Annotated in this window: 25 protein-coding genes and 1 riboswitch; of the genes, 17 read left to right on the forward strand and 8 right to left on the reverse strand. The window is 41.4% G+C overall.

Going from position 1 to position 23,945, the window contains the following annotated elements:
* The 7 genes from SLU01_RS16845 to SLU01_RS16875 form a co-directional block, all read left to right on the forward strand.
* Nucleotides 1–318, forward strand: a 318-nt coding sequence (locus tag SLU01_RS16845; protein WP_218029713.1) for a hypothetical protein, incomplete at its 5' end; no start/stop codon positions are given.
* Nucleotides 319–369: 51 nt separating this feature from the next.
* Nucleotides 370–1,083 (forward strand): RelA/SpoT-related domain-containing protein, encoded by a 714-nt coding sequence (locus SLU01_RS16850; protein WP_147060512.1) that lies wholly within the window; start codon nucleotides 370–372, stop codon nucleotides 1,081–1,083.
* A gap of 1 nt (nucleotide 1,084) precedes the next feature.
* Nucleotides 1,085–1,315 (forward strand): hypothetical protein, encoded by a 231-nt coding sequence (locus SLU01_RS16855; protein ID WP_147060514.1) that lies wholly within the window; start codon nucleotides 1,085–1,087, stop codon nucleotides 1,313–1,315.
* Nucleotides 1,316–1,803: 488 nt separating this feature from the next.
* On the forward strand, nucleotides 1,804–2,526 hold the full coding sequence (locus SLU01_RS16860; protein ID WP_174842674.1) for an Ltp family lipoprotein: 723 nt from the start codon (nucleotides 1,804–1,806) through the stop codon (nucleotides 2,524–2,526).
* 311 nt (nucleotides 2,527–2,837) lie between these two features.
* The gene (locus SLU01_RS16865) at nucleotides 2,838–3,413 is read left to right on the forward strand and encodes an HNH endonuclease (RefSeq protein WP_170232739.1); all 576 of its coding nucleotides are present in this window, start codon (nucleotides 2,838–2,840) and stop codon (nucleotides 3,411–3,413) included.
* Between the two features lie 412 nt (nucleotides 3,414–3,825).
* Nucleotides 3,826–4,599 (forward strand): AIM24 family protein, encoded by a 774-nt coding sequence (locus SLU01_RS16870; protein ID WP_246111028.1) that lies wholly within the window; start codon nucleotides 3,826–3,828, stop codon nucleotides 4,597–4,599.
* 385 nt (nucleotides 4,600–4,984) lie between these two features.
* Nucleotides 4,985–5,254: a hypothetical protein gene (locus tag SLU01_RS16875; RefSeq protein WP_147060520.1), complete on the forward strand. Its 270-nt coding sequence runs from the start codon at nucleotides 4,985–4,987 to the stop codon at nucleotides 5,252–5,254.
* Nucleotides 5,255–5,319: 65 nt separating this feature from the next.
* On the opposite strand, the gene SLU01_RS18060 is transcribed toward SLU01_RS16875, so the two are convergent.
* Nucleotides 5,320–5,490 (reverse strand): hypothetical protein, encoded by a 171-nt coding sequence (locus SLU01_RS18060; protein WP_170232740.1) that lies wholly within the window; start codon nucleotides 5,488–5,490, stop codon nucleotides 5,320–5,322.
* Between the two features lie 404 nt (nucleotides 5,491–5,894).
* The gene (locus SLU01_RS16880) at nucleotides 5,895–6,200 is read right to left on the reverse strand and encodes a hypothetical protein (protein ID WP_147060522.1); all 306 of its coding nucleotides are present in this window, start codon (nucleotides 6,198–6,200) and stop codon (nucleotides 5,895–5,897) included.
* A gap of 177 nt (nucleotides 6,201–6,377) precedes the next feature.
* Nucleotides 6,378–6,478, forward strand: a riboswitch (purine riboswitch).
* 149 nt (nucleotides 6,479–6,627) lie between these two features.
* On the opposite strand from SLU01_RS16880, the gene SLU01_RS16885 reads away from it, so the two are divergent.
* From SLU01_RS16885 to SLU01_RS16905, 5 genes are all read left to right on the forward strand, one after another.
* A complete protein-coding gene (locus SLU01_RS16885) occupies nucleotides 6,628–7,923 on the forward strand; it encodes an NCS2 family permease (RefSeq protein WP_147060524.1) in 1,296 nt (431 codons plus the stop codon).
* Nucleotides 7,924–8,243: 320 nt separating this feature from the next.
* The gene (locus SLU01_RS16890) at nucleotides 8,244–8,768 is read left to right on the forward strand and encodes an RNA polymerase sigma factor (RefSeq protein ID WP_147060526.1); all 525 of its coding nucleotides are present in this window, start codon (nucleotides 8,244–8,246) and stop codon (nucleotides 8,766–8,768) included.
* Nucleotides 8,758–9,717 (forward strand): hypothetical protein, encoded by a 960-nt coding sequence (locus SLU01_RS16895; protein WP_147060528.1) that lies wholly within the window; start codon nucleotides 8,758–8,760, stop codon nucleotides 9,715–9,717. Before SLU01_RS16890 ends, SLU01_RS16895 begins: the two co-directional genes overlap by 11 nt.
* Nucleotides 9,718–9,834: 117 nt before the next feature.
* Nucleotides 9,835–10,788 carry a calcium/sodium antiporter gene (locus SLU01_RS16900; protein WP_147060530.1) on the forward strand — a complete coding sequence of 318 codons (954 nt, stop codon included), beginning with the start codon at nucleotides 9,835–9,837 and terminating at the stop codon, nucleotides 10,786–10,788.
* Between the two features lie 128 nt (nucleotides 10,789–10,916).
* Nucleotides 10,917–11,426 (forward strand): MepB family protein, encoded by a 510-nt coding sequence (locus tag SLU01_RS16905; RefSeq protein WP_147060532.1) that lies wholly within the window; start codon nucleotides 10,917–10,919, stop codon nucleotides 11,424–11,426.
* Between the two features lie 470 nt (nucleotides 11,427–11,896).
* Here the strand turns inward: SLU01_RS16905 and SLU01_RS16910 are convergent, their stop codons facing one another.
* Nucleotides 11,897–12,511, reverse strand: coding sequence for a DUF3298 and DUF4163 domain-containing protein (locus tag SLU01_RS16910; RefSeq protein ID WP_246111030.1), 615 nt, complete (start codon nucleotides 12,509–12,511; stop codon nucleotides 11,897–11,899).
* Nucleotides 12,512–12,651: 140 nt separating this feature from the next.
* Here SLU01_RS16910 and SLU01_RS16915 point away from each other — a divergent pair, with 140 nt between their 5' ends.
* The gene (locus SLU01_RS16915; protein WP_147060536.1) at nucleotides 12,652–13,029 is read left to right on the forward strand and encodes a nucleotide excision repair endonuclease; all 378 of its coding nucleotides are present in this window, start codon (nucleotides 12,652–12,654) and stop codon (nucleotides 13,027–13,029) included.
* Nucleotides 13,030–13,074: 45 nt separating this feature from the next.
* Here the strand turns inward: SLU01_RS16915 and SLU01_RS16920 are convergent, their stop codons facing one another.
* From SLU01_RS16920 to SLU01_RS16930, 3 genes are read right to left on the reverse strand one after another with little or no spacing between them, the layout of a single operon-like run.
* Nucleotides 13,075–14,022: a metal ABC transporter solute-binding protein, Zn/Mn family gene (locus SLU01_RS16920; protein ID WP_147060537.1), complete on the reverse strand. Its 948-nt coding sequence runs from the start codon at nucleotides 14,020–14,022 to the stop codon at nucleotides 13,075–13,077.
* Nucleotides 14,023–14,062: 40 nt separating this feature from the next.
* Nucleotides 14,063–14,917, reverse strand: coding sequence for a metal ABC transporter permease (locus SLU01_RS16925; protein ID WP_147060540.1), 855 nt, complete (start codon nucleotides 14,915–14,917; stop codon nucleotides 14,063–14,065).
* Entirely contained in the window at nucleotides 14,917–15,660 is a 744-nt protein-coding gene (locus tag SLU01_RS16930; protein ID WP_147060542.1) for a metal ABC transporter ATP-binding protein, read from the reverse strand. The genes SLU01_RS16925 and SLU01_RS16930 overlap by 1 nt, the downstream gene beginning before the upstream one ends.
* Before the next feature lie 325 nt (nucleotides 15,661–15,985).
* On the opposite strand from SLU01_RS16930, the gene SLU01_RS16935 reads away from it, so the two are divergent.
* From SLU01_RS16935 to brnQ, 3 genes are all read left to right on the forward strand, one after another.
* Nucleotides 15,986–17,131: an exonuclease SbcCD subunit D gene (locus SLU01_RS16935; RefSeq protein ID WP_147060544.1), complete on the forward strand. Its 1,146-nt coding sequence runs from the start codon at nucleotides 15,986–15,988 to the stop codon at nucleotides 17,129–17,131.
* Nucleotides 17,128–20,205, forward strand: coding sequence for an AAA family ATPase (locus SLU01_RS16940; protein ID WP_147060546.1), 3,078 nt, complete (start codon nucleotides 17,128–17,130; stop codon nucleotides 20,203–20,205). The genes SLU01_RS16935 and SLU01_RS16940 overlap by 4 nt, the downstream gene beginning before the upstream one ends.
* Before the next feature lie 333 nt (nucleotides 20,206–20,538).
* Nucleotides 20,539–21,903, forward strand: a complete 1,365-nt coding sequence (gene brnQ, locus SLU01_RS16945; RefSeq protein WP_147060548.1) for a branched-chain amino acid transport system II carrier protein — start codon at nucleotides 20,539–20,541, stop codon at nucleotides 21,901–21,903.
* Between the two features lie 31 nt (nucleotides 21,904–21,934).
* On the opposite strand, the gene SLU01_RS16950 is transcribed toward brnQ, so the two are convergent.
* A complete protein-coding gene (locus tag SLU01_RS16950; RefSeq protein WP_147060550.1) occupies nucleotides 21,935–22,597 on the reverse strand; it encodes a GntR family transcriptional regulator in 663 nt (220 codons plus the stop codon).
* A gap of 81 nt (nucleotides 22,598–22,678) precedes the next feature.
* Nucleotides 22,679–23,200 (reverse strand): GNAT family N-acetyltransferase, encoded by a 522-nt coding sequence (locus SLU01_RS16955; RefSeq protein WP_246111029.1) that lies wholly within the window; start codon nucleotides 23,198–23,200, stop codon nucleotides 22,679–22,681.
* Nucleotides 23,201–23,326: 126 nt separating this feature from the next.
* Between SLU01_RS16955 and SLU01_RS16960 the strand changes: the two genes are divergently transcribed.
* Complete coding sequence (locus SLU01_RS16960; protein ID WP_147060555.1) at nucleotides 23,327–23,905, forward strand: 3D domain-containing protein; 579 nt, start codon at nucleotides 23,327–23,329, stop codon at nucleotides 23,903–23,905.
* The last annotated feature ends 40 nt before the right edge of the window (nucleotides 23,906–23,945 follow it).

Below are 23,945 nucleotides of genomic sequence, written 5' to 3' on the forward strand. Positions count from 1 at the left end.
TCAATTATTAGTTTGAATTTTGGTGAGGGGGCTATTGAAATGAGCAATGAAATAATGAGGTATCTACCGGAAGAAGTACCAGATCATTTGTTTACTCAAAACAGGTTAAATAGAATGGGTCTGGCTACTACTGGTGAACACGTTGCTTATGTATCTTATCCTGAACAAAAACGTGAATATAAATTGTTTGATATCAACAATACGAGAAAACGTCAGAAACAAAAAGGATTCTCTTTGGTAGTAAAAGATTTAACCGTGGAACAAATACTGGAGGAGCGTAAACATGAACTCGAAATAAGGAGAAGACAGTTTGGATAATAGATTTTTCTCTTGCAAGTACACACCGTTAAAAACCGAGGAGTGTGCGTTTTGGAGATCAAATTGAAAATAGAGCGATTACTTTCACGTATGCTTCCTGTTATAGCAACCATCAACAATTATGAAGTGCCAGACCTTCCTTCTATGCGCAAAACAATTGATCGGTTTTCACCTAACCTACTTTATGATAAAGTAATTGATTTCTTCATTGAAAAAAGCGATGAAATCAGTTGCATAGACGAGCTGATTTCCAAGAATAACGACAGGCGGATAGACATCAGTTATCGTTTGAAAACGGAACAGTCCTTTTTTGCGAAGTGGGAAAAAAACCTTGGGAAAACAAAGCAGCTTAGAGAAGTGTGCAATGATACCATTGGAATCCGTTTCATTGTTGAGGGGTCACCTGAAGAGATTCTTGCTGGAATCTTGAAAGTGGTTGAGCATGGAGACTATACTATTGATATAATTAATATGTACGACAAGCCGAAAGCAGTGGATGATGGGTATCGAGGTATTCACTTGCAATTCAGGAACAATCCAAAATGTTTTCCATTGGAAATTCAATTCTGGACCCAGAAGGACGCTCTGCTTCATTTTTATACGCATGAAATTATTTATAAGATGCACCCTAACGAAGAATCAAATTATTATAGTATGTCATTGAGAAATTGTTTGGAGAACTTGCCAGAAAAGCCTTCTTCTGTGCCCATCTCCTTTGAAACATATCTCTATAAAATTCTACATGCAAACAAGGGAGGAGAGTAATATGTCGTTCTTGTACGCGAGAAGGTCCGGGGGAAAAGCAACAGCCATTTTACCGATGGATAAAAAAGATGCTCTGCGTGTGATGAAAGCAAACCGGGGAATCGACTTCCAATTAGGTGTGTTGGGTGGCGCGGATTTAGAAACCGTCACTAGAGTCTATGGAGAGTTTGCGCCGTATCGCCGGGTGAAAACGATTGAAGAATTGTTTGAACAGGTGGATTATAAAGGATAACTGTTAAGTGTCGAGTACCAGGTTCTCATTGAATTTAGAATCGTTTCAGAACCTGGTACCCTTCGCTACTTCAGATGCCAGCTTCTCATTGAATTTCAGTTACTTTTGGTGGGGTTATTTGTTCTCTGGCCTGCAAGCAAAGAGGAGCAAATAACCTTTTCCTGTATTTAGATTAAGAGCCGTTAGCTCTATTGACCATTATACTATGGTCAATGGGGCTGACGGCTGTTTCTTTCGATATTATCCGACAAAGTTAAAGACGGAAATTTACTATAAAGCGACATTAGAGTCGGCTGGGAACAAGATGTGGGTGAGTGATGAATTGTCGGTGACATTTCACTTATTTATGTGGAATATATTGAAAGCTATATGATACTATTGAATTAGTTTAAAATTGTATGAAAAAATGGAATAAAAAATAATCTTGTCGTGGTTCAATATGATACTGGTTTTAAAGCTAAACAATATAAAAAATGGAGGGATGGGAAGTGAATGAGCAAAAGAGAATTAAAAAACCTTTTTACAAGAAGTGGTGGGTTTGGTTAGTTGCAATCATTCTTGTTATTGCAATTGCAACCGGCGGGGATGAGGATGAAAATCAAGCAACTCATGCGAAAAAAGCAGAAGAACAGGTTTCTGTCAATGCGGGGGACGATATAGAAGAATTGGAAGAAGAGAAAGTAGAAAAGGAAGAGGAGCAGAGAGAGGAAGAAGGAGAGGGCGAAATTTCTGAAGATAAAGAGGATGATAATGTTCCTAAAGAATTTAAGTCGGCGTTAAGTAAAGCTGAGACTTATGCTAAAACGATGAGCATGTCCAAAGCCTCGATTCACGAACAGTTGACTTCAGAGTATGGAGAGAAGTTCACGGCAGAAGCTGCTCAATATGCGATGGATAATTTTGAGTATGACTGGAATAACAATGCTTTAAAGAAAGCAGATACTTATTCAAAGACAATGCATATGTCAAAGCAAGGGATTTTTGATCAGCTTACCTCGGAATTTGGCGAGAGGTTTACTGAAGAAGAGGCTCAATTCGCTATCGATAACTTGGTAACGGATTACAAAGAAAATGCTTTAGAAAAAGCCAAGACATATCAAGATACGATGAGTATGTCTCCAGAAGCTATAAGGGATCAGCTGACTTCCCCATACGGAGAAAAATTTACCCAAGAAGAAGCTGACTATGCGGTCGATAATTTGGACAAATGACTCACTTCTTATAGACGATTAAATAATGTTGAGACATCTGAACTAGAAATAGAAAAAAAGGAACGGACGGGCTAAGCGCCGTCAGTTCCTTACGTAGAGTGTATTACGCGTGAACTAAGCGCCACGAGTAGATACATTCCTTTTATACGTATCCTTATTATGATGGAGATATGTATGTTTGTCGAGTGGCAGGGATAGTTGAATGATCTTATGCTTTATTAGAACCTCGCAATCAATTGGTTTATTAGATTTATACTTTGATCAGATAATGATTTCCTTACAGTTGTATGTTAATAACTGGAGGTGATGAAATGGGAGTTTCCATAGGCGATTCCTGCACTCTCTATAAGCTATGTAAAATATGCAATGAACTGAAACATAAGATGAAATTTCCGTCAGGGGGCGGAGGAAAGAAACGCAGAGGGAAACGAAAGTCGTATTGCTATGATTGCAAGGAACGCAAGGCCGAGAGGGTCAGTGAACCTTTTGCATACAGTTATGATACGTCCATCCTTGATGCAACCAAGGAAATCACGATCCGGGGACGCACCTTGAATAATCGGAGATATGAGAGTGTCCTTGATTATGAAAAAGCAAAGAGGTTAGTGGAAGAGGGCACGGCAGGGATCTACCATCCGACACTTATTCATCATTTCTATAATCGAAGGACGATAAAGCCGTTTATTCTGGAACGTGATGGCTATACATGCCACTATTGCGGTAGGTTTGGAGATACGATTGATCATAAGCTCCCGAGGTCAAAGGGCGGTCTTTCTACAGTCGCAAACTGTGTCTGTGCCTGTTTGAGGTGCAATCAGCGAAAGAGTGATATGGGGTATGAGGAATTCATTGAAAAGATACACCGTCAATTGACTGCCAGTAGTTGAGGGAAGTTGCTGAGAGGTTGATTGGTGTAAGAGGCAAGGTTCTTAAAAAGGTACCTGTGTAAGGTTGAATTCAGACAATACACTACAAGTACATATAGATGAAATCGAAATGTTGGTATATGGGGATTTCCAAAATGTATTTGTATTAATATCCAAACTGTATGAATTAAAAGGAATGTTTCTCGCACAGGTACCGATTTTAGAAGAAGTTTGGATAAGACAGTTTTCAGGTCATTGCAGGCAGAAGGCTGCAGTGCAAGAAACTTTCACGTTACTTTATACAATCGGAATTGATTAAACTAGCATGATTGTTTTTCACACAGGCACCACCAACCAATGTTTCACGCCCTAATATAATAAAACGCATGTTATAATTACCATAACCTTGCAAATGAATTAAAAAACCAGAAAGTTGGCGATTATTCTGTTTACGATTACAAATTTTGAAGACAATGAGAATGTAAAAGTCAGGGAGGAGCTAGGCCCTTTTAAAGTAGTAGAGTTTCAAAGAGAATTAAATGTCAATCATGCTACAGCCCAATCGGCATATTATGCTTCTGAGATGAACGTAAGAAGAAGACAGTTGGTTTGCGATGTCAGTCAGTCGAATATTACGATTCAGGCAGGTGCCATGCAATGGATGGCTGGAGACGTGAAAGCGACGACTGGGCTTAAGGGAGTTGGAGACTTTATCGGAAAAACGATCAGAGGTAAAATGACTAAAGAATCTGCCATCAAACCTGAGTACACGGGAAACGGAACACTTGTTTTAGAACCGATATATAAGCATATTTTGCTCCTCGATGTTGGTGAGTGGAATCAGTCACTCGTCATTGAAGATGGACTCTTTTTAGCTTGTGATTCAGGATTAAAACAGAAGGTCGTAATGCGCTCAAATCTTTCTTCTGCTGCATTGGGCGGGGAAGGCCTTTTCAATCTGGGACTTGCCGGACAAGGAGCCGTTGCACTTGAATCATCCATACCAAGAGAGGAACTTATAGAAATTGACTTACAAAATGATGAGTTGAAAATCGATGGAAATATGGCGATTGCTTGGTCGGGCGGTTTGGAATTTACTGTCGAGCGCTCTGGAAAGACACTTATGGGTTCGGCGGCTTCAGGTGAAGGATTGGTAAATGTCTACCGCGGAACAGGAAAAGTATTAATGGCGCCTTTTCTGCAATGAATTAATATGGATATAATAGATGCCTGTGCATATTAACGCCATACAATGACAGCCAGCACACTGCAGCAGATAGAAAAGTGAATTTCTTCTATCAGTTTCCGGGACTGGTCGAATACCGGGCGTTTGTACTGAAGGGATTGAAAGATCGAAAAGACGGGATGTTGTCTTTTTATTGAGGATAGGATAAATAACCTGGTTTATCCTGTGACCTTGAGCTGGTGTAGAAAGCGGTAATCTCCCTCATATTCTCCAAATAAGCCGATTCGGTCGAACATACTAAGTGTTCACCCCATAGTTTTACGAAGCTTATCGGGGTGTTCCACCTCCATTTTTCACTTGTGATATCTGGACATTCCTTTATACTAGAAGTAGGGAGGTGAAAAACATGGAACAGGAAACTATGTTGAAAGAAATATTAAATGCGCTCAAACTTCATGCCGAACACATCGACAAAAAGTTTGAACAAGTGGACAAACGCTTTGAACAAATTGACAATCGTTTTGAGCAAGTGGATAAGCGATTTGATCGATTGGAAATGAAGGTTGACGGTGTACGGTTAGATTTAACGGATACACAGAAAACCACTAATTTCTTATTAGGTAAGATTGCACATCATGAAGAAAAATTTCTTGAACTTCCACAGCAACATCAATGAAATTACTATTTGTTAGTATGAACTGCTGATTTTATTTCATTGCTTTTTTATTAAGAATGGGGCAATTATTTATGATTCCATTTCTTTTCCTTCACAGATAAGATCTCGACTTCGGCACCATATTCACCCCGGATTACTTTCCTCGCGCCGATGGAGGTTCTTGCATTAACTTGCTTGATTTCTTTTGTCCCATTCTGCTCTAATTGCACGATAAAGCATTTAGACCCGCACATCATACCAATCCCTCCATTTCTTCAATTATATTGTAGGATAACTTCCCCGGACACGATTGCCCCACATGTTTTCAATGAACAAGGATTTTAAGGACTGTCACAAGATGATGAATTTATAGTTTTGGACTAGCGACAAGGCGTATTGATCTACCTTCTTAGAAAACAGTGCCTGTGCAATATTGAATTCAGACAATACACTACAAATGCGTAAAGATGAAATAGAAATGTTGATAGATTGGAATTTCTAAAATATTCATGTATTAATATCCAAAGTGTTTGAATTAACATGAATGTTTCTTGCACAGGTACCGATTTTGAAAACGTCCAGTGTCTGCTACGCAAACAATGGACGTTTTGAAAAAATATTTAATCAAGGCCTGCGATGCAAGCCATCATTAACGAATAACTTACTGTGGATTGGTGCGCATAAATAACTCACGATCCAGTGCATTTATCTTATGGGTAATGTATTTAAGTTCTTTCGTCAAATTATCTTTGACTTGAATGGTGTTCTTGGATAACTCTTCGAAATGTTGGCCTACCCCTGTCAATTTGGATTCTACCGCATCCAACCGTGTATCGACAGCGTCAAATCTTGTGTTCATCTCTGTTCTCAAACCGGCCATTTCTGACTTCATGCCAGTCATTTCTGATTCGATTGAAGATAGCTTGTCCATGACTTTTACCATCATTTCGGTCAATTGATTCTCCATCGGGATCACTCCAGGTCTCTACATTTTATTAAGTATACTACTGATTCAACAGCGGTTCAACAGCAGTTGGATATCATATGATATTCAATGAATTTCAAATCGTTTCAGAACCTAGCACCCTTCACTTGTTCATTGACGTTCCAATTTAAACTTGTTATAATTCCTCTATTAATTTTTATAAAAAGAATAAAAATACCTTGTATAATTTCAAGAATACGGCTTGAAAGTTTCTACCAGCTACCCTAAATGGCTTGTCTACAAGGAATGTGAAATCAGTGCAATTTTATATTCCTTTTTGTAGAAAAACTTTGTCCTCCCTAAGGCCAAAGTTTTTTTCTATTATCGGGCATACTAGTATGAACTGGCTAAAAATTTCCCTTGAAACCGTGACCGTTATTCTTTAATTTAGCAAATAGGAGATTACACTATGAGAAACTTTTTCAAATTCACGGAACGGGATACTTCCTATAAGCAGGAAACACTCGCAGGCGTGACAACCTTCCTATCCATAGCGTATATATTAGTCGTCAATCCATTGATCCTCAGCCAAGCTGGGATGGACAGTGGGGCTGTATTTACTGCAACCGCTCTTACTGCGATTATCGGTACACTCCTTATTGGGATGCTTGCGAACATGCCAATCGGAATTGCACCAAGTATGGGGTTGAATTCATTTTTCACTTTTTCTGTCTGTATTGGGATGGGCATACAATGGGAAGTCGCACTTACCGGTGTTTTTATTGCAGGGATCATTTTTATGCTTTTAAGTTTACTGAAGATCCGAGAAAAGATCATCAATATCATCCCACTGGATTTAAAATATGCAATCGCTGCTGGAATTGGATTCTTTATCACATTTATTGGGTTGAAAAATGGAGGGCTTATTATTTCCAATCCTGATACATTTGTTTCGATTGGAAACTTAACATCCCCTACGACCCTGCTAGCTATTGTTGGCTTGGTTATTACGATCGTTATGTTAGTACGTGGTATAAATGGAGGGATTTTTTATGGAATGATCATTACCACGATGATGGGAATGATGGTTGGGTTAATAAATGGTCCTTCAAATATCATTGGAAGCATACCAAGCTTGGAACCGACATTTGGCGTCGTGTTTTCCCATTTGGACCAGGTGTTCACCCCTGAATTACTGGCAGTGATCTTTACTTTTTTACTTGTTGCCTTTTTTGATACGGCGGGTGCTTTAATTGCTTTGGCCAGTCAAGCAGGCATGATGAAAGGGAATACTGTGCCGAATATAGGAAGAGCATTGCTTGCCGATTCTACGGCTAGTGCGGTTGGAGCGATACTGGGAACATCCACACCTGCGACGAGTGTTGAATCTTCTGCTGGCATTGCAGTCGGGGGTAGGACAGGCTTTACGTCTGTTGTTATTGCTGCTTGCTTTACGATTGCTTTGTTCTTTTCACCGATTTTATCTGTTATTACATTGGAAGTAACAGCCCCTGCATTAATTATTGTCGGGTCATTAATGGCGATGGAAATAAGAAAAATAGACTGGAGCCGGCTGGAAATTGTGATTCCATCCTTCTTAACGATCATCATGATGCCGCTCACGTCTAGCGTGGCAATGGGTCTTGCATTCGGTTTTATTCTATATCCGCTTTGTTTCTTAGCACAAAAGCGGTTTAAAGAAATTCATCCAATTATGTACGTGCTTTGTTTGTTATTTATCTTATACTTTGCGTTTATCGTGTAGCTTTGAGTACCAGGTTCTCATTGAATTTCAAATTGTTTTAGAACCCGTTACCCTTCACTACTTTAGGAATTAACCGGTTGATTTGAAGGATTAGTGAGAAGCCCCGTCCGTGCAAGGAAACAGTTCAAGACTGTTTTCTACACGGATTTTTTCATTTCGGTGACAGATGCTCTCCAATCCCTATTGGATGGAGCCCAGCGTATATGTCTCTTCACCAGCACAAGATACTTTCGGGCATCTATCGCATAATTTTAAAAAATGAAGCCAAATCCTGAAAATTTACGTCTAATCAAAGAATCGGCGATCCTGGAGGTGATTGTTTGTCGGATATTCTGAAAAAAGCACAAAAAGGGAATGAGCAGGCGTTTCTACAATTGTTCCAGCCTTATGAAGAAGATCTATATCGAATGGCTTTCGTCTATGTGAAGAACCCGAATGATGCACTGGATATCGTGCAGGAGACGGCATACCGTTCATTCAAAAATATTAGGAATGTAAAAGAAGCATCGTATTTTAAGACGTGGCTCATTAGGATTGCCATCAATTGTTCACTGGATTTGTTGCGGTCCAATAAAAATACCGTTCAGTTTTATCCGGAAGCAGAAGAAAATATTCCTGAAACGATACCGGAAGATATTGACCTTAGAGTGACGCTTGATCACTTGATGAATGGTTTAACGGAAAACGAAAAAAGTGTTGTCATTCTGAAGTTTTACGAAGGGCTAACATTCAAAGAGATCGGCGAGACACTTGACATACCGTTAGGAACAGCTAAAACGATTCTTTATCGTGCGTTGGAAAACCTCCGAGTGGAGTTGGAAGGGGATGATCGATATGACAAATAGGGTCAAGCACGAGATGGATAAAATTGAAATACCTAGTGAATTGAGCGATCGAAGTAGAAAGGGTGTTTCCAAGGCTAGTGTAGAAATGAAGAAGAGAAGGAGATTGAACCTGACCGGAATCGGGATTGCGGCAGCCCTGTTTTTGTCCTTCGGGGCCTTTCTTCTATTGGGCGGCACTTATTTAAATGATGCAGGAGATGGCCAACAGGCGTTTATTGGAAAAGAAGGAGAGGGTGTTGTCATTCCAGCCATCAAGCTGCCAAAAAGGAATACTGCGGACATGGATATGATTGGGTTAATCGTCTATAACGGTAAAATTTACACGCAAACAAACAGTCAGTTGAAGCCGGAAGTCGCAAAAACTCTTGTAGGCGAGAAGCTCGGAGTGACGAAAGGAAATATTGACGAATGGAGCAGCCAGAAATCGTATGCTGAAGAATTGGCTTCGACGATCAGCCATGCGGATGTCTATGCGGTAAAAGGTTATGACCGTGATTTTAGAATCATGATTTATAACGAGCGGGATGGGAACACGCGCGCAGAGTTCTATGAAAACTTGAACGGCATCACAATCAACAGCGGAGTGGACTTATTCGGTAAATTGAAAATAGTCGATCATGTATCGTCTGCTTATTGGCGAACATCCGATGAATGGTATAACAGTATTGATAATTTCAAGCCGATCACAGATACGGTTGTGTTGAATGCTTTCTTAGAAGAGCTGGATTACGCGAAGCCGATGCTGCGTGGGCCCAATGGAGCGGTACTGGACGATTTGCGAAGCGACGGAGGATCCAGGGAACTGACCGTGGTTCTGCAGGATGGCTCGTCGGTCAGGCTGGAGCTTCTTGAAGGCGGATATATTGTATATGGTGCGATGGATGTTTATTTCAAAATGGATGAAGCTGTCTTTTCTGATTTATGGAGCCAGCTTCATATTGATTATTAAATTTCCTGTAACCTATCGCTTATTTTCTGTTTTATATTACATCCCTCGCCGACCGGGTATAGTAGAATATAAAATGAAATGGCAGAACTACTTAAGTAGATGGGAAGGGAAGTCTCTATGGCATATATTCTATTGCTTGTCGGGTTTGTGCTGCTCATAAAAGGAGCTGACTATTTTGTGCAGGGAGCTTCCGGGATCGCGAGGCTGCTTCGTGTTCCACCAATCTTGATTGGGTTGACGATTGTTGCATTTGGGACAAGTTCCCCGGAGGCGACTGTAAGCATTATTGCGGCACTTGAAGGCAGTGCCGGAGTTGCAGTGGGAAATGTGGTGGGCAGCAATATTTTCAATATTACGCTCGTCGTGGGAGTGGCAGCCTTTCTGTATCCTTTGAAGGTCCAAAGCGATAGCATTAAAAAAGAAATTCCGTTTACGTTGCTTGCAAGCGTGGCGTTGCTGATCGTGATGAGTGACGCAGCACTGCAGGGATTCGGCGCCAACGTGATCACGAGGGCTGACGGACTCCTCTTTTTATTGTTCCTTTCCATCTTCATGTATTATGTGATCGAGAACGGCTTGAAAAGTCGAAAAGACGCAGTGGATAGTCCGGCGCCAGCGGACTTCCGTTGGGGGAAGAAGATTTTCATTACCCTCATAGGCCTGGCCGCGATTATCGTTGGAGGAGATTTTGTTGTCGATAATGGGACGAAAATCGCCTACTCACTCGGCATGAGCGAAACACTTGTCGGATTGACGATTATCGCTGTCGGAACCTCTCTACCTGAGCTTGTCACCTCGATTACGGCTGCATTGAAAAAGGAAAGTGAAATTGCAATAGGGAACATTATAGGCAGCAATATTTTCAACATCCTCTTTGTCCTTGGCGTCTCCTCTGTGATTTCTCCCTTAACGGTGAGCGGGGAAGTTGTGACGGATGTGGTGTTCATGATTATCTTGACGATGGTTTTACTGATTTTCGCGAGGACTGGCTACAAAATTGGAAAGCTTGAAGGCGTCGTGCTCGCCATCGCTTATGTTGTTTATTTGGTTTATATTATTATGCGGAATTAGAATCGGGTGACGTGAAGTAGAAGACCCACTTGACCTATATCTTAGTACAATTAGGTAATTAAGCATAACTACGTAAGAAGCACATTGCCAGAAACGGGCCAGATGTTGGAAGTTTAAGGGGTGTAATAATGAATGACTTTTATACGGCATTAAATTATGTAAATCAAATAATCTACGAGCCGAATGACTTAACTTTAAAGTCGGTTCAGGAAGAAAAGCAAAACTCTAAATATGGTGCCGGTACCTTTCAAATATCCATGAAAACAGTTCGGTTCAGGGTTGCAAATATAACCCCCACCAAAGTAGGGCAGTTTGTTGCATTTTGGGAAAAGGGCGTAAATGATAAAAATCAACCCTACTTATACGAGGAAGCACCTGATTTATTAGTTATAACTACCTTTAAAAATGAAAATGAGTTTGGTCAATTTATTTTTTCAAAAGAAGTTCTTTTAAAAAACGATATTCTCAGGTCTGCTACAACAAAGGGCAAAATGGCAATAAGAGTATATCCAGTCTGGGATTGTCCGAGTAGCAAACAAGCGATGAAAACTCAAAAATGGCAGTTACCCTATTTTATTGATATGTGTAATCCGAAAAAAATACCAGTAGAAAAACTAATGGAACTGCATTCTTTTTAATCTTCCATTACCGGCACGATTGCTGAAGAAGCACTCTCTCAGTTGATTGGAGTGGAAGGCGGCGACTCCAGCGGGAACAGCGCGAGCTGAAGACCCCGCAACGAAGCACAGCGTAGTGAGGAGGCTGAAGCCGTGCCCGCGGAACGCGTCCGCCTGGAGCAGAAATCAACGGGTTTACATTCTAGCTGCGGGTGGCAGCTTACCCGCCCCCTCCGCTTTTGTTATCATCTAGCTGCGGGTGGCAGCTGCTCGGGCCATAAGTCGGCTCTGCTACACGGCAAAGGGCGCGCCGTTCTGCAGATCCGCCTTATGCCTGTCACAGCTAACCCGCCCCCCTCCGCTTTTGCTATCATCTAGCTGCGGGTGGCAGCTGCTCGGGTCATAAGTCGGATCTGCTGCACGGCAAAGGGCGCGCCGTTCTGCAGATCCGACTTATGCCTGTCACAGCTAACCGCCTTCCTCCGCTTTTGTTAGGTAAAAGCCATCATCCGATCCAATGGAGTATCCGGTTTTATAATATCTTTTAAATCGAGCAGTGGAATTGGGAAGTATGGCAAGCCCCAATAATACGGGGTGATTTCATACAGTTGGAAAAAGATGACGATGGAAGTATCAGCTATATAGAAATCTTGGTTCTTCTGAATCGTTTTAAACGGAGGATCAAGCAAATCCACATTCCACTTCTTAATATCTTCGCGGATAATATCAGAAATCTTTTTCACATAATCACTATTCGGTTTGAATAGCTCCTCCAGCTCATACTGCTTGCCTGTTTTCGTATCAAACGTCAATGCTTTGACGACCGTCATGCCATGGGCTCCGCCGGTGAACGAGTAAACGATGAGTGTTAAGCTCAAAACGCCCCGTTCATTTGTCTTTATTTCAAAGTTGGCAATGAGCTCTACAAGCTCCTCGGCATAGAAATTCTGTTCAATGAGCAATTCGTTCAACGCGTTGATAATTGTATGATTGATGTTCCGCTGGATGGTGGCATCTTTCATTTCAGTCACAACGGGGTAATACACAGTGACATTTGAAGAAGGGTGGGGCAACCTCTTCGTTTGAATCATTACTGGTAAATCCACCAAAGTATAACTTCCTTCCTTCTGCGTAGTCATATAGTATATGTAAGGAAGACAAAGGAAGATCACCATATAATATTTCGCAATCACACACATTTTGTGGTAGGATAGTACTTCACAATAGAAGAGGACGTGAATGTAAATTGATTTCAATTACAATACCAAAGCCGGATGTCACGATTATCCAACGACAGCAAAAAGCAAGTGGAGACGAGACGCCGATCAAACCGATCAACGGTTTCATTGATATCCATGAAATCCCGCGTGATAAAGGTGGACTTATCCTTTTTTACAATAAAAGCGATGAATTGCTTTTTGCCGGTAAAGCACGCAAACTGCGCCAACGTGTGAAAAAGCATCTAGAAGACAATGTTTCCCCAGTGAAAAATCATCGAAATGAAATCAACAAAATTTCCATCATCATTGTTGACGATGCAATGGAACGTGAAATTTATGAAACGTACATCATTAATACCTTGCGTGCAAAATACAATACTGATAAAGCGTTCTACCAAGACTGAGCGAAAGAAAAACCCGCCTTCCGGATATCCAGAAAGCGGGTTTTTTCATTTACTTAATTCATCGTGAATCAAATTAATGTTATAGTTCAAGTATTTTACATACGTATCGACTTCATCGCCGGGTTTTCCGATTTCATCCGAAAAGATTTTCTTCTTGGCAATGCTTACGCCGGTTTCATTGGCGACTGTTTCCATCGGACGTGCGTCAACATTGGATTCGATGAACAGAACGGGCACTTCATGCGTTTTGATGAACTCGACCAGATTTTTAATTTGAGTAGGTGAACCGTTTTCTTCCGTATCGATTTCCCAAATATATGCTTCTTTTAATCCATAATGGGATGTCATGTATTGGAAGGCGCGCTCACTAGTAACCAAAATGCGTTTATCCTCTGGAATATCACTGATTCGTTCTTCGTATTCTTTGTCGATTTCTTTTAAACGCTGCACGTATGCATCCCCGCGTTTTTGAATTTCATCACTTTTAGCTGGATGTTTTTTAACAAGTGCATCACGCAGATCTTCTGCCATTTTCACACCGACCGCGGGATCGATGAATGCATGTGGATTAATTTCCTCTTCCCGGCCATCTTCGTCCGTTAAATACATCGGTTCTACACGTTCCGTTAAGCTGAAAATGTTTTCTTCCTTCTGGTTGACTGTATCCACCATCTTGAAGAACCATCCTTTTTCTCCACCTTCAAGATTCAAACCGTTGTAGAAAAGGACATCCGCATCGGTTGCAGCTTTAATGTCATTTGGCAACGGTTCATACTCATGTGGGTCTGTTCCGGTCGGTACGAGGTTATAGACTTCCACTAAGTCTCCTCCGATTTCATTCGCCATGTCGGCGATGATTGTAAATGATGTGACGACTTTCAGTGGCTCGTCGCCTCTAGGTGCATTGCTTTCCGATTTTCCGTCATCTCCACACGCTGCCAGTAAAAAGACTGACAATAGAGATAACCCTACCCATGTCAATACCTTCTTCATTTTAAATTCTGCTCCTATCGTTTAAAAATTTTATATAAACTTACGCAAGTTTTTTCCGGTTGAACGCTTGGATTTTCCTGAAAATGATTCCTTGTTTAGGGGAAAACAGGAATGCCAAAAGGAATAATGCAGTTGTTGCCAATGCAATGACGGGCCCTGATGGCATGTTATATTCAAAGCTGAAATATAACCCGATAACAGCTGAAAATGCACCGAAGAATGATGCAAGCACGACCATGACGGATAACCTGTTCGTTAAGAGATATGCTGTAGAAGCAGGTGTAATAAGCATTGATACAACTAAAATGACGCCAACCGTCTGCAAAGATGCAACTGTTACTAATGTTAGGAGAAACATAATGGCATAGTGGATGAAACGGACCTTCAAACCATATGCAGCAGCCATCGTCTCATCAAAACTTGATACGAGCAGCTCCTTGTAAAAGAGAATGACAACAAGAATGACGATGCTGCCGATCGCTAATGTCAACCACATATCGGATGTCCTCACTGCTAGGACATTTCCGAAAAGAATCTGCGTCAAATCGGTCGCACTACCCGCCCGAGTTATTAAAATGATACCGAGGGCGAAAAATGCGGAAAACACTAACCCGATTGAGGAATCACTTTTAATACGACTATTTTGTGTGATTGCCCCAATACCGAAAGCCGTTAATATACCGGTAAATACGGCACCATAGAAGTAATTGATGCCGAGCATGTATGAAATGGCGACTCCCGGCAAAACGGCGTGTGATATGGCATCTCCCATTAATGCCATACCGCGAAGGATGATGAAACTGCCGATGACCCCACAAATAATCCCGACCATGATGGATGTCACAAAGGCTTTTTGTAAGAAGGCATATGTTTGTAAATCATTTAGAAATTCCATTACATTTGAACCTCCAAATCATTCAGCATTAAAACCGGTCTTTCGTATGCACGTGTCATGTTTTCCGCTTGGAATACTTTGTGAACGGGACCCGCATCGATCAGTTGCTTATTGATCAACACAAGTTCGTCGAAATAGTTTTTCACCTTTGTCAGGTCGTGATGGACGACAAACACGATTTTTCCTTCGTTCTGTAATTTCTTCAAAATCCCGATAATCACTTCTTCACTTGAGACATCAATGCCGACAAACGGTTCATCCAGGAAGAAATAGTCTGCTTTTTGAGCAAGTGCCCGCGCAAGAAATACACGTTGTTGCTGCCCGCCCGACAGTTCTCCGATTTGCCGACTGGCAAAATCCTGCATGCCTACTTGTTCGAGGCATTGCATTGCCCAATCTTTATCTTCTTTTTTAGGACGACGCAACAGCCCCAGCTTTGGATAGGTGCCGATGACGACAGTATCCCTAACTGTAATCGGAAAGTTCCAGTCGATATTCGAACGTTGTGGAACATAGGCGATGCGCTTTCTGAAGTCTTTGATTGGCTTGGAATTGATTTCAATCGAACCTTTGTCTTTCGGAATCAATCCGAGCATTGCTTTCATTAATGTGGATTTACCTGCACCATTCGGGCCGAGTATGCCGATTAAGTGACCGGATGTAAATTGGAAAGAAACGTTTTCAAGTACTTGTTTCCCGAAGTAGGAAACCGAAACGTCCTTCACAGAAATAATATCTGACATCATTTTTCCTCCTAAATAAAAACTTTCCCTCGTGCAACTTTTTGTGTAAAAAAATTCGAATGTGAATTGAATATATGGTTTTTATGACGTTTTAAAATAGTATATTGCCACTATACTTCGAAAGTGCAAATTTTATCTTAAAAAGTTTCCTTCGTGCAACATTTGTTCAAGTATAGTATAAATTATTTTCAGAGTAAAGTCTTTTTTCTTGTTTGGGCATTAAATTTCTCCAGTAATAATTTTATCCATTTCACTGATATGGTCCCATTCGAAGTAAGTTTCCTGTAAAATAAAAGGCAGAACAAAAAAACGGGAGGCGGGGGAATTGAAGTTTTTCCATACGGCTGATTGGCATTTAGGCAAACTGGTAAAAGGAGTTTACATGACGGAAGGACAGCGTTATGTGCTTCGTCAATTCATCGATGCCATTAAAGAGGAAAGACCGGATGCAATCATTATTGCAGGAGATTTGTACGACCGTGCGGTTCCGCCTACAGAGGCCGTCACATTGCTGGATGAAGTATTGCGGGAAATTGTCGTTGACTTAAAAACACCTGTAATTGCAGTTGCCGGAAACCATGATAGCCCTAGCCGGTTGGATTTCGGCAGTGGGTTAATGCGGCAAAATGGTTATTATATCGAAGGTCGGCTGAAGCACAAAACGAAACCAATCGTATTGGAAGATTCATTCGGAGAGGTGCATTTTCATCTTGTGCCTTATGCGGATCCATCTATTTGCAAGCAAGTATATGAAGATGATAAGATCACGGATTTCAATAGCGCAGTAAAGCGTGTCATTGAAGACATGGTAATTAAAGAAGATGCCCGTCATGTTTTTGTTGGACATGCATTCGTCACCCCTCATGGCGAGCAAGAGGAAAATACAAGTGATTCGGAACGTCCGCTTTCAATCGGAGGAGCAGAATATGTATCTGCGGAACTCTTTAAGCCTTTTCATTACACAGCGCTCGGCCATTTGCATCAGGCGCACCATGTCTTGAATGAAACAATTCGCTATTCAGGTTCTCCGATGAAATATTCGATTTCAGAAGAACACCATAAAAAGGGTTTTTTCGTTGTGGATATGGATGGAGAAGGTAATGTCGATGTGCAAAAGAGACTATTGCAACCCAAATATGATATGCGTACCGTTGAAGGGAAGATGGATGAAATTCTCACTCATGAACCTAGTGACGATTACGTTTTTGTTAAACTACTGGATGCTACCCCGGTATTATTTCCAATGGAAAAAGTGAAATCCATCTATCCGAACGCGATGCATATTGAAAGAAAAGTAGTCCGAACAGCTGCGACCTTAGAACAGCAAGCGCTTGAGCACCAGGAAAAGCCGGATGATATGACTTTATTCCGCTATTTTTATTCCCAAATGAATGAAAGTAGTCCGGATGCTGAAACAGAACAGATCTTCCAAGATGTATTGCAAGAAGTGAAGGGGGGAATTGACAAATGAAACCGATTCAATTGACAATGACCGCCTTCGGACCTTACAAAGGAACAGAAGTCATCGATTTTCGAACTTTAGGGGATCATCGGTTATTCGTTGTGTCCGGTACGACGGGAGCGGGAAAAACAACGATTTTTGATGCGATTTGTTTCGCTTTGTATGGACAAGCGAGCGGAGAAGACCGGACAGAATCACGCGCAATGCGAAGTGATTTTGCAGAGGATGCAGTGCAGACGGCTGTTGAACTGATCTTTGAGATCAATCGGCGCCAATATAGAGTTATGCGACAAATTCCATATGTGAAAAAAGGAAATAAATCCGAAACAGCTGCAAGATGTGAATTTTTCGAGCTCACGTCGGATGGAGAAGTCCCATTTGTCGATCGTCAAATCGTTTCTGAAGTCAATCGGAAAGTTGAAGAGCTCGTAGGATTCACACAAGCCCAATTCAGCCAAATCGTTATGCTTCCGCAAGGCGAGTTCCGTAAATTTTTGACATCAGATACGGAAAACAAGGAAACAATCATGCGTAAAATCTTTAAGACGGAAGAATACCGGGAAGTCGTCAATCGGTTGAAGAGGAAAAGGGATGAATCTCATATCCGTTTGGTAGAAGAGAGAAGTAGAATAGACGGGTTTATTCAACAAATCCCTTCGGTCATCCCTGCAAGAGCATCGTTCCTGTTCGAAGTGCTTTCGAATGAATATAAGAACGTCCTGCAAGTGCTGGACGGGTTGGATAATGAAGCTGCCTATTATACGGAAAAAATGCTGGATGATGAAACGAAGTATAAAGCGGCATATGAAAAGCATGCTGAAATGTTTTCCGCCTATCATGTGGCGCAAAGCAGCAATGAACAATTTGAGCAGCTTGAACAGCGGAAAAAATTGCTAGCATCTTTAACTAGTGAAATTCCTTCTATAACGTTGAAAGAACAACGTATTTCAAATGCGGAGCGGGCGGCGGTCATCCATGAAATCGAAGGCCATTATCGCCAGTTGCATCATGAGGCCGAAGCGAGATTGAAAGAATTGAATGACGCAGTGATGGAAGCGGAAAAAGCTAAGATCCACTTGGCAGCAATTGAAGGCCGCTATAAAGAAGAAGAGGCAAAATCGGAGGATAGGGCGCAAGTGACGGAAAGGCTTATCCGTTTACGCGATCATCTTCCGGCCGTGAAGGAATTAGCTGCGAAAGAATCCTCTGTAAAAAAGTTGGAACTGCATCTTAAACGGATGAACGATGAATATACGGCCTCAATTGGAAAAGTCGAATCGGAAAAAGAAAAGCTTGAACAGTTGAAAATCCAAATTGAACAACTCGAATTGGAAGTAATTCCTCTGGACGAAACGATTGAAAGAATGACGAAAGTGGATTCTCAAGTGAAAGTCGTTCAAGAACGTATGAAAATTAGCGGCGAAGTTATGAAATGGAAGCAACAGCAGGAAAAAGGGCAGACCGTTTTAACTAAAATGAAAGAAGAATTCAGCCGCTTGCAAGGCTTGTGGTTGAATGATCAGGCCGCGCGATTAGCGGATTCATTACAAGATGGGGAGCCCTGTCCTGTTTGCGGCAGCGAGCATCATCCGCATAAAACGCATAAGCACAATGGGGAATCGGTAACACGTGAAGACCTCGATCACAGCCAACAAGAGCTGGCTAGGATTGAAAGTACTTACCAGGCGGTTTGTGCTAAATATGAAAACTTTCTTGAACAGTTAGCGGAGAAAGACCGGGAAATGAAAGAGCTTCAAGTAGAAAGCGAACTGGAAGAATTGTTGGAGCAAAAAAAGAGAGTGACAGAACAGGTCGTCCGTATAAGATCAAAGAGGGATGAACTGCCTGGCTTGAAAAAGGCGTTGAAGTTACAAGAAAGTAAAACTTCCGAACTGGCGACTATTCAAAATGAGAATGAGAAAAGAATTATTGAACAGAAATCTCTTCTCGATAAGGAAACATCATTGTTACAAATGCAACTGTCTCAAATTCCCGAGGAAATGCGAGTGTTGTCTGCTTTGCAAAAGGCGATAGACGACCAGGAAACAGTGAAACGGAAGTTGGATGAAGCATGGAATTCCATTCAAAAAGCGCAAGAAGAAGCTAAGGGGAGAGTAGCTACAGCCGTTTCCACCGAACACCATTGTAAAAAAGCATTCGACGAATGTTCGTCCAAAAAGTCGACAGCTGAAACAAGGTTCAAAGAAGCATTGACGACATCCGAATTTGAGTCTGAAATGGACTATCGCGATGCGAAAATGACAGAAACCGATCGCCGTCTTTTGAAGGAACAAGTGATAGATTTCAAACAAAAGCTTCATTCGACAAAAGAAAAAATCGAGGAACTGGAAGCAGGTTTGGTCGGGAAAGAAAAAGTTGATTTAGGGAGCATGCTAGAAACCGTGCGGACCTTGAAAATGGCCTATGAAACTGCCTTAACAGAGATGAACAAATCCAAGGAATGCAAAAACGCCTTGTTGACATTGAAAATGAATATAAAAAGTACGGGTGAAGGCATCGACGATCTTGAAAGGAAAGTTAGTAAAATTACTGATCTGTACGATACAATCCGAGGTCAAAATGAAATGAAACTTTCTTTTGAGCGGTTCATTCAAATTGATTATTTGGAACGCATCATTCAATCTGCGAATGAAAGACTGAAAGACTTATCAAACGGACAATTCCAACTGCTGCGAAGCGATCGCCAAGAAACGAGGGGAAAGCAAAGCGGCTTGAGTTTGGACGTGCATGATATGTATACCGGTCAGAATAGAGACGTGAAGACGTTGTCCGGAGGCGAGAAATTCAATGCATCCCTCAGCTTAGCGTTAGGTATGGCGGATGTCATACAAAGTTTCCAAGGCTCTGTTTCAATTGATACGATGTTTATTGATGAAGGTTTTGGAACGTTGGATGAGGAAGCATTGCAGAAGGCGATTGATACGCTTGTCGACTTGCAAAAATCGGGCAGGATGATTGGTATCATTTCTCATGTGGAGGAATTGAAATCGGCTTTGCCTGCTATTCTCGAAGTTCAAAAGTCTAAAGAAGGTCACAGTGAAACTAGATTTATCCTTAAATAGGAAACTCAAATTCGCAATAAACACAACCAGTTGCTTTCCGTTCCAGGCGGACGCTTTCCGTGGGGCGCGGGTGAGCCTCCTCGTCGCTTCGCTCCTGTGGGGTCTCACCATTCGCGCTAAATCCCACAGGAGTCGCCGCCTTCCACTCCAAGCAACAGAAACCTAATATTATAAATTCCGGCTCCTTTTATATAGCTGAATTTATAAGTTTCATAAATAAAATGAAATCTTTATATTTTCTATTGCTTTTAAAGATTGGTCAGCGTATTATAGATTTCTAAAGTAAATTGTATACATAATTTGCATATTAACAGCACGAAAGGATCAGTATTCATGCAAAACAAACTGTCTTTTTCTTCATTTGTACTTATTGGGATCATGTTATTTGCTCTCTTTTTTGGAGCTGGAAATCTTATATTTCCTGCCCAGCTTGGCCAATATGCCGGTGAAAACATTTGGCCGGCTACCGTCGGATTTCTACTGACTGGAGTTGGATTGCCGTTTCTAGGAATCTTGGCAATGGGCTTTTCGGGAAGCCGGAATTTACAGGAACTTGCTGATCGGGTGCATCCGATCTATGGTCTCTTATTCACGGCGACGTTATATTTAACGATTGGCCCGTTTTTTGCTGCACCCCGTACAGGCGCTGTCGCCTATGAGATTGGCATAGCATCTTCTATTCCGGAAAGTTATACAGGGATTGCATTGTTTCTATTTACGTTTCTCTTTTTCGCGATTACATTATGGCTCTCCTTAAATCCAGCGAAAATCGTAGATCGCATTGGGAAATTAATGTCTCCGATTATCATCGTTTTACTGCTCGGTCTATTAATCATGGCGTTTGTGAACCCGATGGGGAAAATTCAGCCACCCACAGATGCTTTTGCGGATGGCGCATTTTTGAAAGGTTTGACTGAAGGCTATAATACGATGGATGCATTGGCCTCGCTCGTATTTGGGATTATCATCATTAATGTACTTCGTTCCATGGGGTTGTCTGATCGGATGAAAATCTTTTCAGCAACTGCAAAGGCGGGCTTTGTAGCTTCCGGCTTCCTTGCACTTTTATATGTTGGTATTGCCTATCTGGGTGCCACGACAACTGAAAGGTTCGGACTATTCGAAACGGGTGGGCCGGTATTGAGCAACGCAGCATCCTATTATTTTGGGACATTCGGTACTGTTATGCTTGCCGTCGTTATTATTCTAGCTTGTTTAACGACAAGCATCGGACTTATAACAGCTTGCGGAGAATATTTCCACACAATCATTCCGAAAGTGGGTTATAAGACATTTGTCATCATTTTCACTGTGTTCTGTTTCGTTGTTGCGAATTTTGGTTTATCCAATATCGTTACGTATTCAGTTCCGGTTCTTATGCTGCTTTACCCATTAGCTGTCGTTTTAATGTTGTTGACATTCACTTCTCCGTTGTTCCGCCATGCGAGATTTGTTTATATGAGTGCTACTGCTGTAGCATTTTTAATCAGCGTCATCGATGGGATCAAAACATTATATACGACGCTTGGGATTGAAAGTAATGAATGGCCGGCTTGGCTTACAGCAATCGTGAATTTTTACGATCAACTTTTGCCACTGTACAGCGATGGTCTTGACTGGATCTTACCAGTTCTTATCGTCATGATCTTTACAGGCATCATCGCCCGTGTATTGAAACCAGCAGCTATCCGTATGTAAAAAGGAGCACTCCGATTTAGGAGTGCTCCTTTTAATCCTCTTTCAGTGAATGAAATTCATCGATGGCGCGCAGCCAATTCTCCCGCATAACTGAGGATGCTTTTTCAGCATCGCCTTCTTTCAAGTAGCGGATAATATCCTGATGTTCCTCAATTGATTGCTCGGTCAAAATGATCGAATTATGATAAAACAATCTGCGTACGTGTATTTGCAAGGAAGCGACAATTGTATGGATATAAGGATTTGAAGCATTGTTAACAATGATTTGGTGAAAGTCTTCATCGATTTTCAAAGCTGCAGAATAATTCTCTTCATGCACAGCTTCCGCAAACTTCTCATTCGTCTCTTCCAATTCCTTAAGTACTTCTTCGCTTAAATTCGGTATTGCCAGTTCAGCAGAAAGTGCCTGAAGAGCGGCAAGCGGCGGTAAAAGGTCATTGATCGACTCCTTTACTACTTCCGTAACTTGGGTTGCCTTGCCCGGGTACATTTTGACAAATCCCCTGACTTCCAACAGCTGAAGGGATTCGCGGATTGGTGTCCGGCTCACCCCGAGCGCTTCAGCCAACTCCGTATCGTTCAACTTTTCTCCAGGTTGTAAAGTACCGTCTATGATCCATTGCTGTAATTGATTCAATGCGCTCTCTTTTGCTGTCGTACGTGCCGGTTTTTGATGCTCCGAAGGTATCGGCATGGAATCACCATCCTACTTGCAGTTTAGTACCTTTAGTATACAGTAAAGGATGCTTCTAAGGAAGTATTGATATGCAGTATATCAGTTTCCGATTTGCCGCGAATAAACGACAGAGAGATCATTATCTTCTACATCCGAATCATACGCAATTTCCTCCCGTTCAAACGAGAAGCCTTTCGCCTCATAAAATGGGATGCCGTAAATATTGCCTTTGGCAACGGAGACCCATTGTTTCACAGCCCCGAATGTATGCTTTTGAATTTTTGTATAAAAATCAAGGAGTCTTGTGCCAATTCCATGTCCTCTCTTAGTTGGATCAACATAAAAGACATATATTTCCCCATCCGTGTCATCTATCATCCCTCCGCCAATGGCACCTACGATGATTCCACCCATTTCGGCAATATAATAGCCATGCCACTTTATGTCGACTAATGAGACTTCCTGTTTGATGCGTTCGACGTTGTAATATTTCTGAATGAGCCGCTGAATATATGCTTCGGAATAAAGGTCTTTGTATGTAAACCATTGGCATTCCGAAAGCAAGTGGGATATAGGTTCTGCATCGATCATATTTGCTTTTCTTATTAAAAATTCAGTCAATGGATTCATCCTTTGCTCTGTAATAATCACTGTGTTTTTGTAACGAGAATAAATGCGTTCTGTAACATTGCTGTAATATCCGACTGATAATCTATGGATAGATTAAAAAACGGGGGAGTAGAAAACTTGAGAAAACATATTGTGACGCTCTTACTAGCAGTAGTGTTATTGTTCGGAGGAACGACCGAAAGTTTTGCGGCTTCTTCAACGTATACAGTCAAAAAAGGCGATACGCTATTTAAAATAGCGGAAATGAACAATACTACTGTAAAAGAGTTGAAATCATGGAACAACATGAAATCGACAGTTATCCATCCTAATCAGAAATTAAAAATCGTTAAAAGCGATACGAAACTTAAAAAATCAGAGAAAAAAGTAGCCAAGACGCCATCCAGATCTGATGACGATAATGTCGTTAAGGAATTTACAGTTACCGCAAGTGCTTATACGGCTAATTGTAATGGTTGTTCGGGAGTTACTTCAACTGGCATCAATTTAAAACGCAATCCTGATGTGAAAGTAATTGCAGTCGACCCAGATATTATCCCTTTAGGAACTAAAGTGTACGTGGAAGGATATGGATATGCGGTAGCAGGTGATACTGGCGGCGCGATTCAAGGAAATAAGATCGATGTTTTCTTCCCTACAAAAAGCGAAGCGTATAAATGGGGAAGGAAAGCCGTTAAAATTAAAATATTGAAATGACAAAAGCCAATTCCCTAATTGCGGGGAATTGGTTTTTTAA

The organism is Sporosarcina luteola, assembly GCF_007991495.1.
Classification (GTDB): domain Bacteria; phylum Bacillota; class Bacilli; order Bacillales_A; family Planococcaceae; genus Sporosarcina; species Sporosarcina luteola.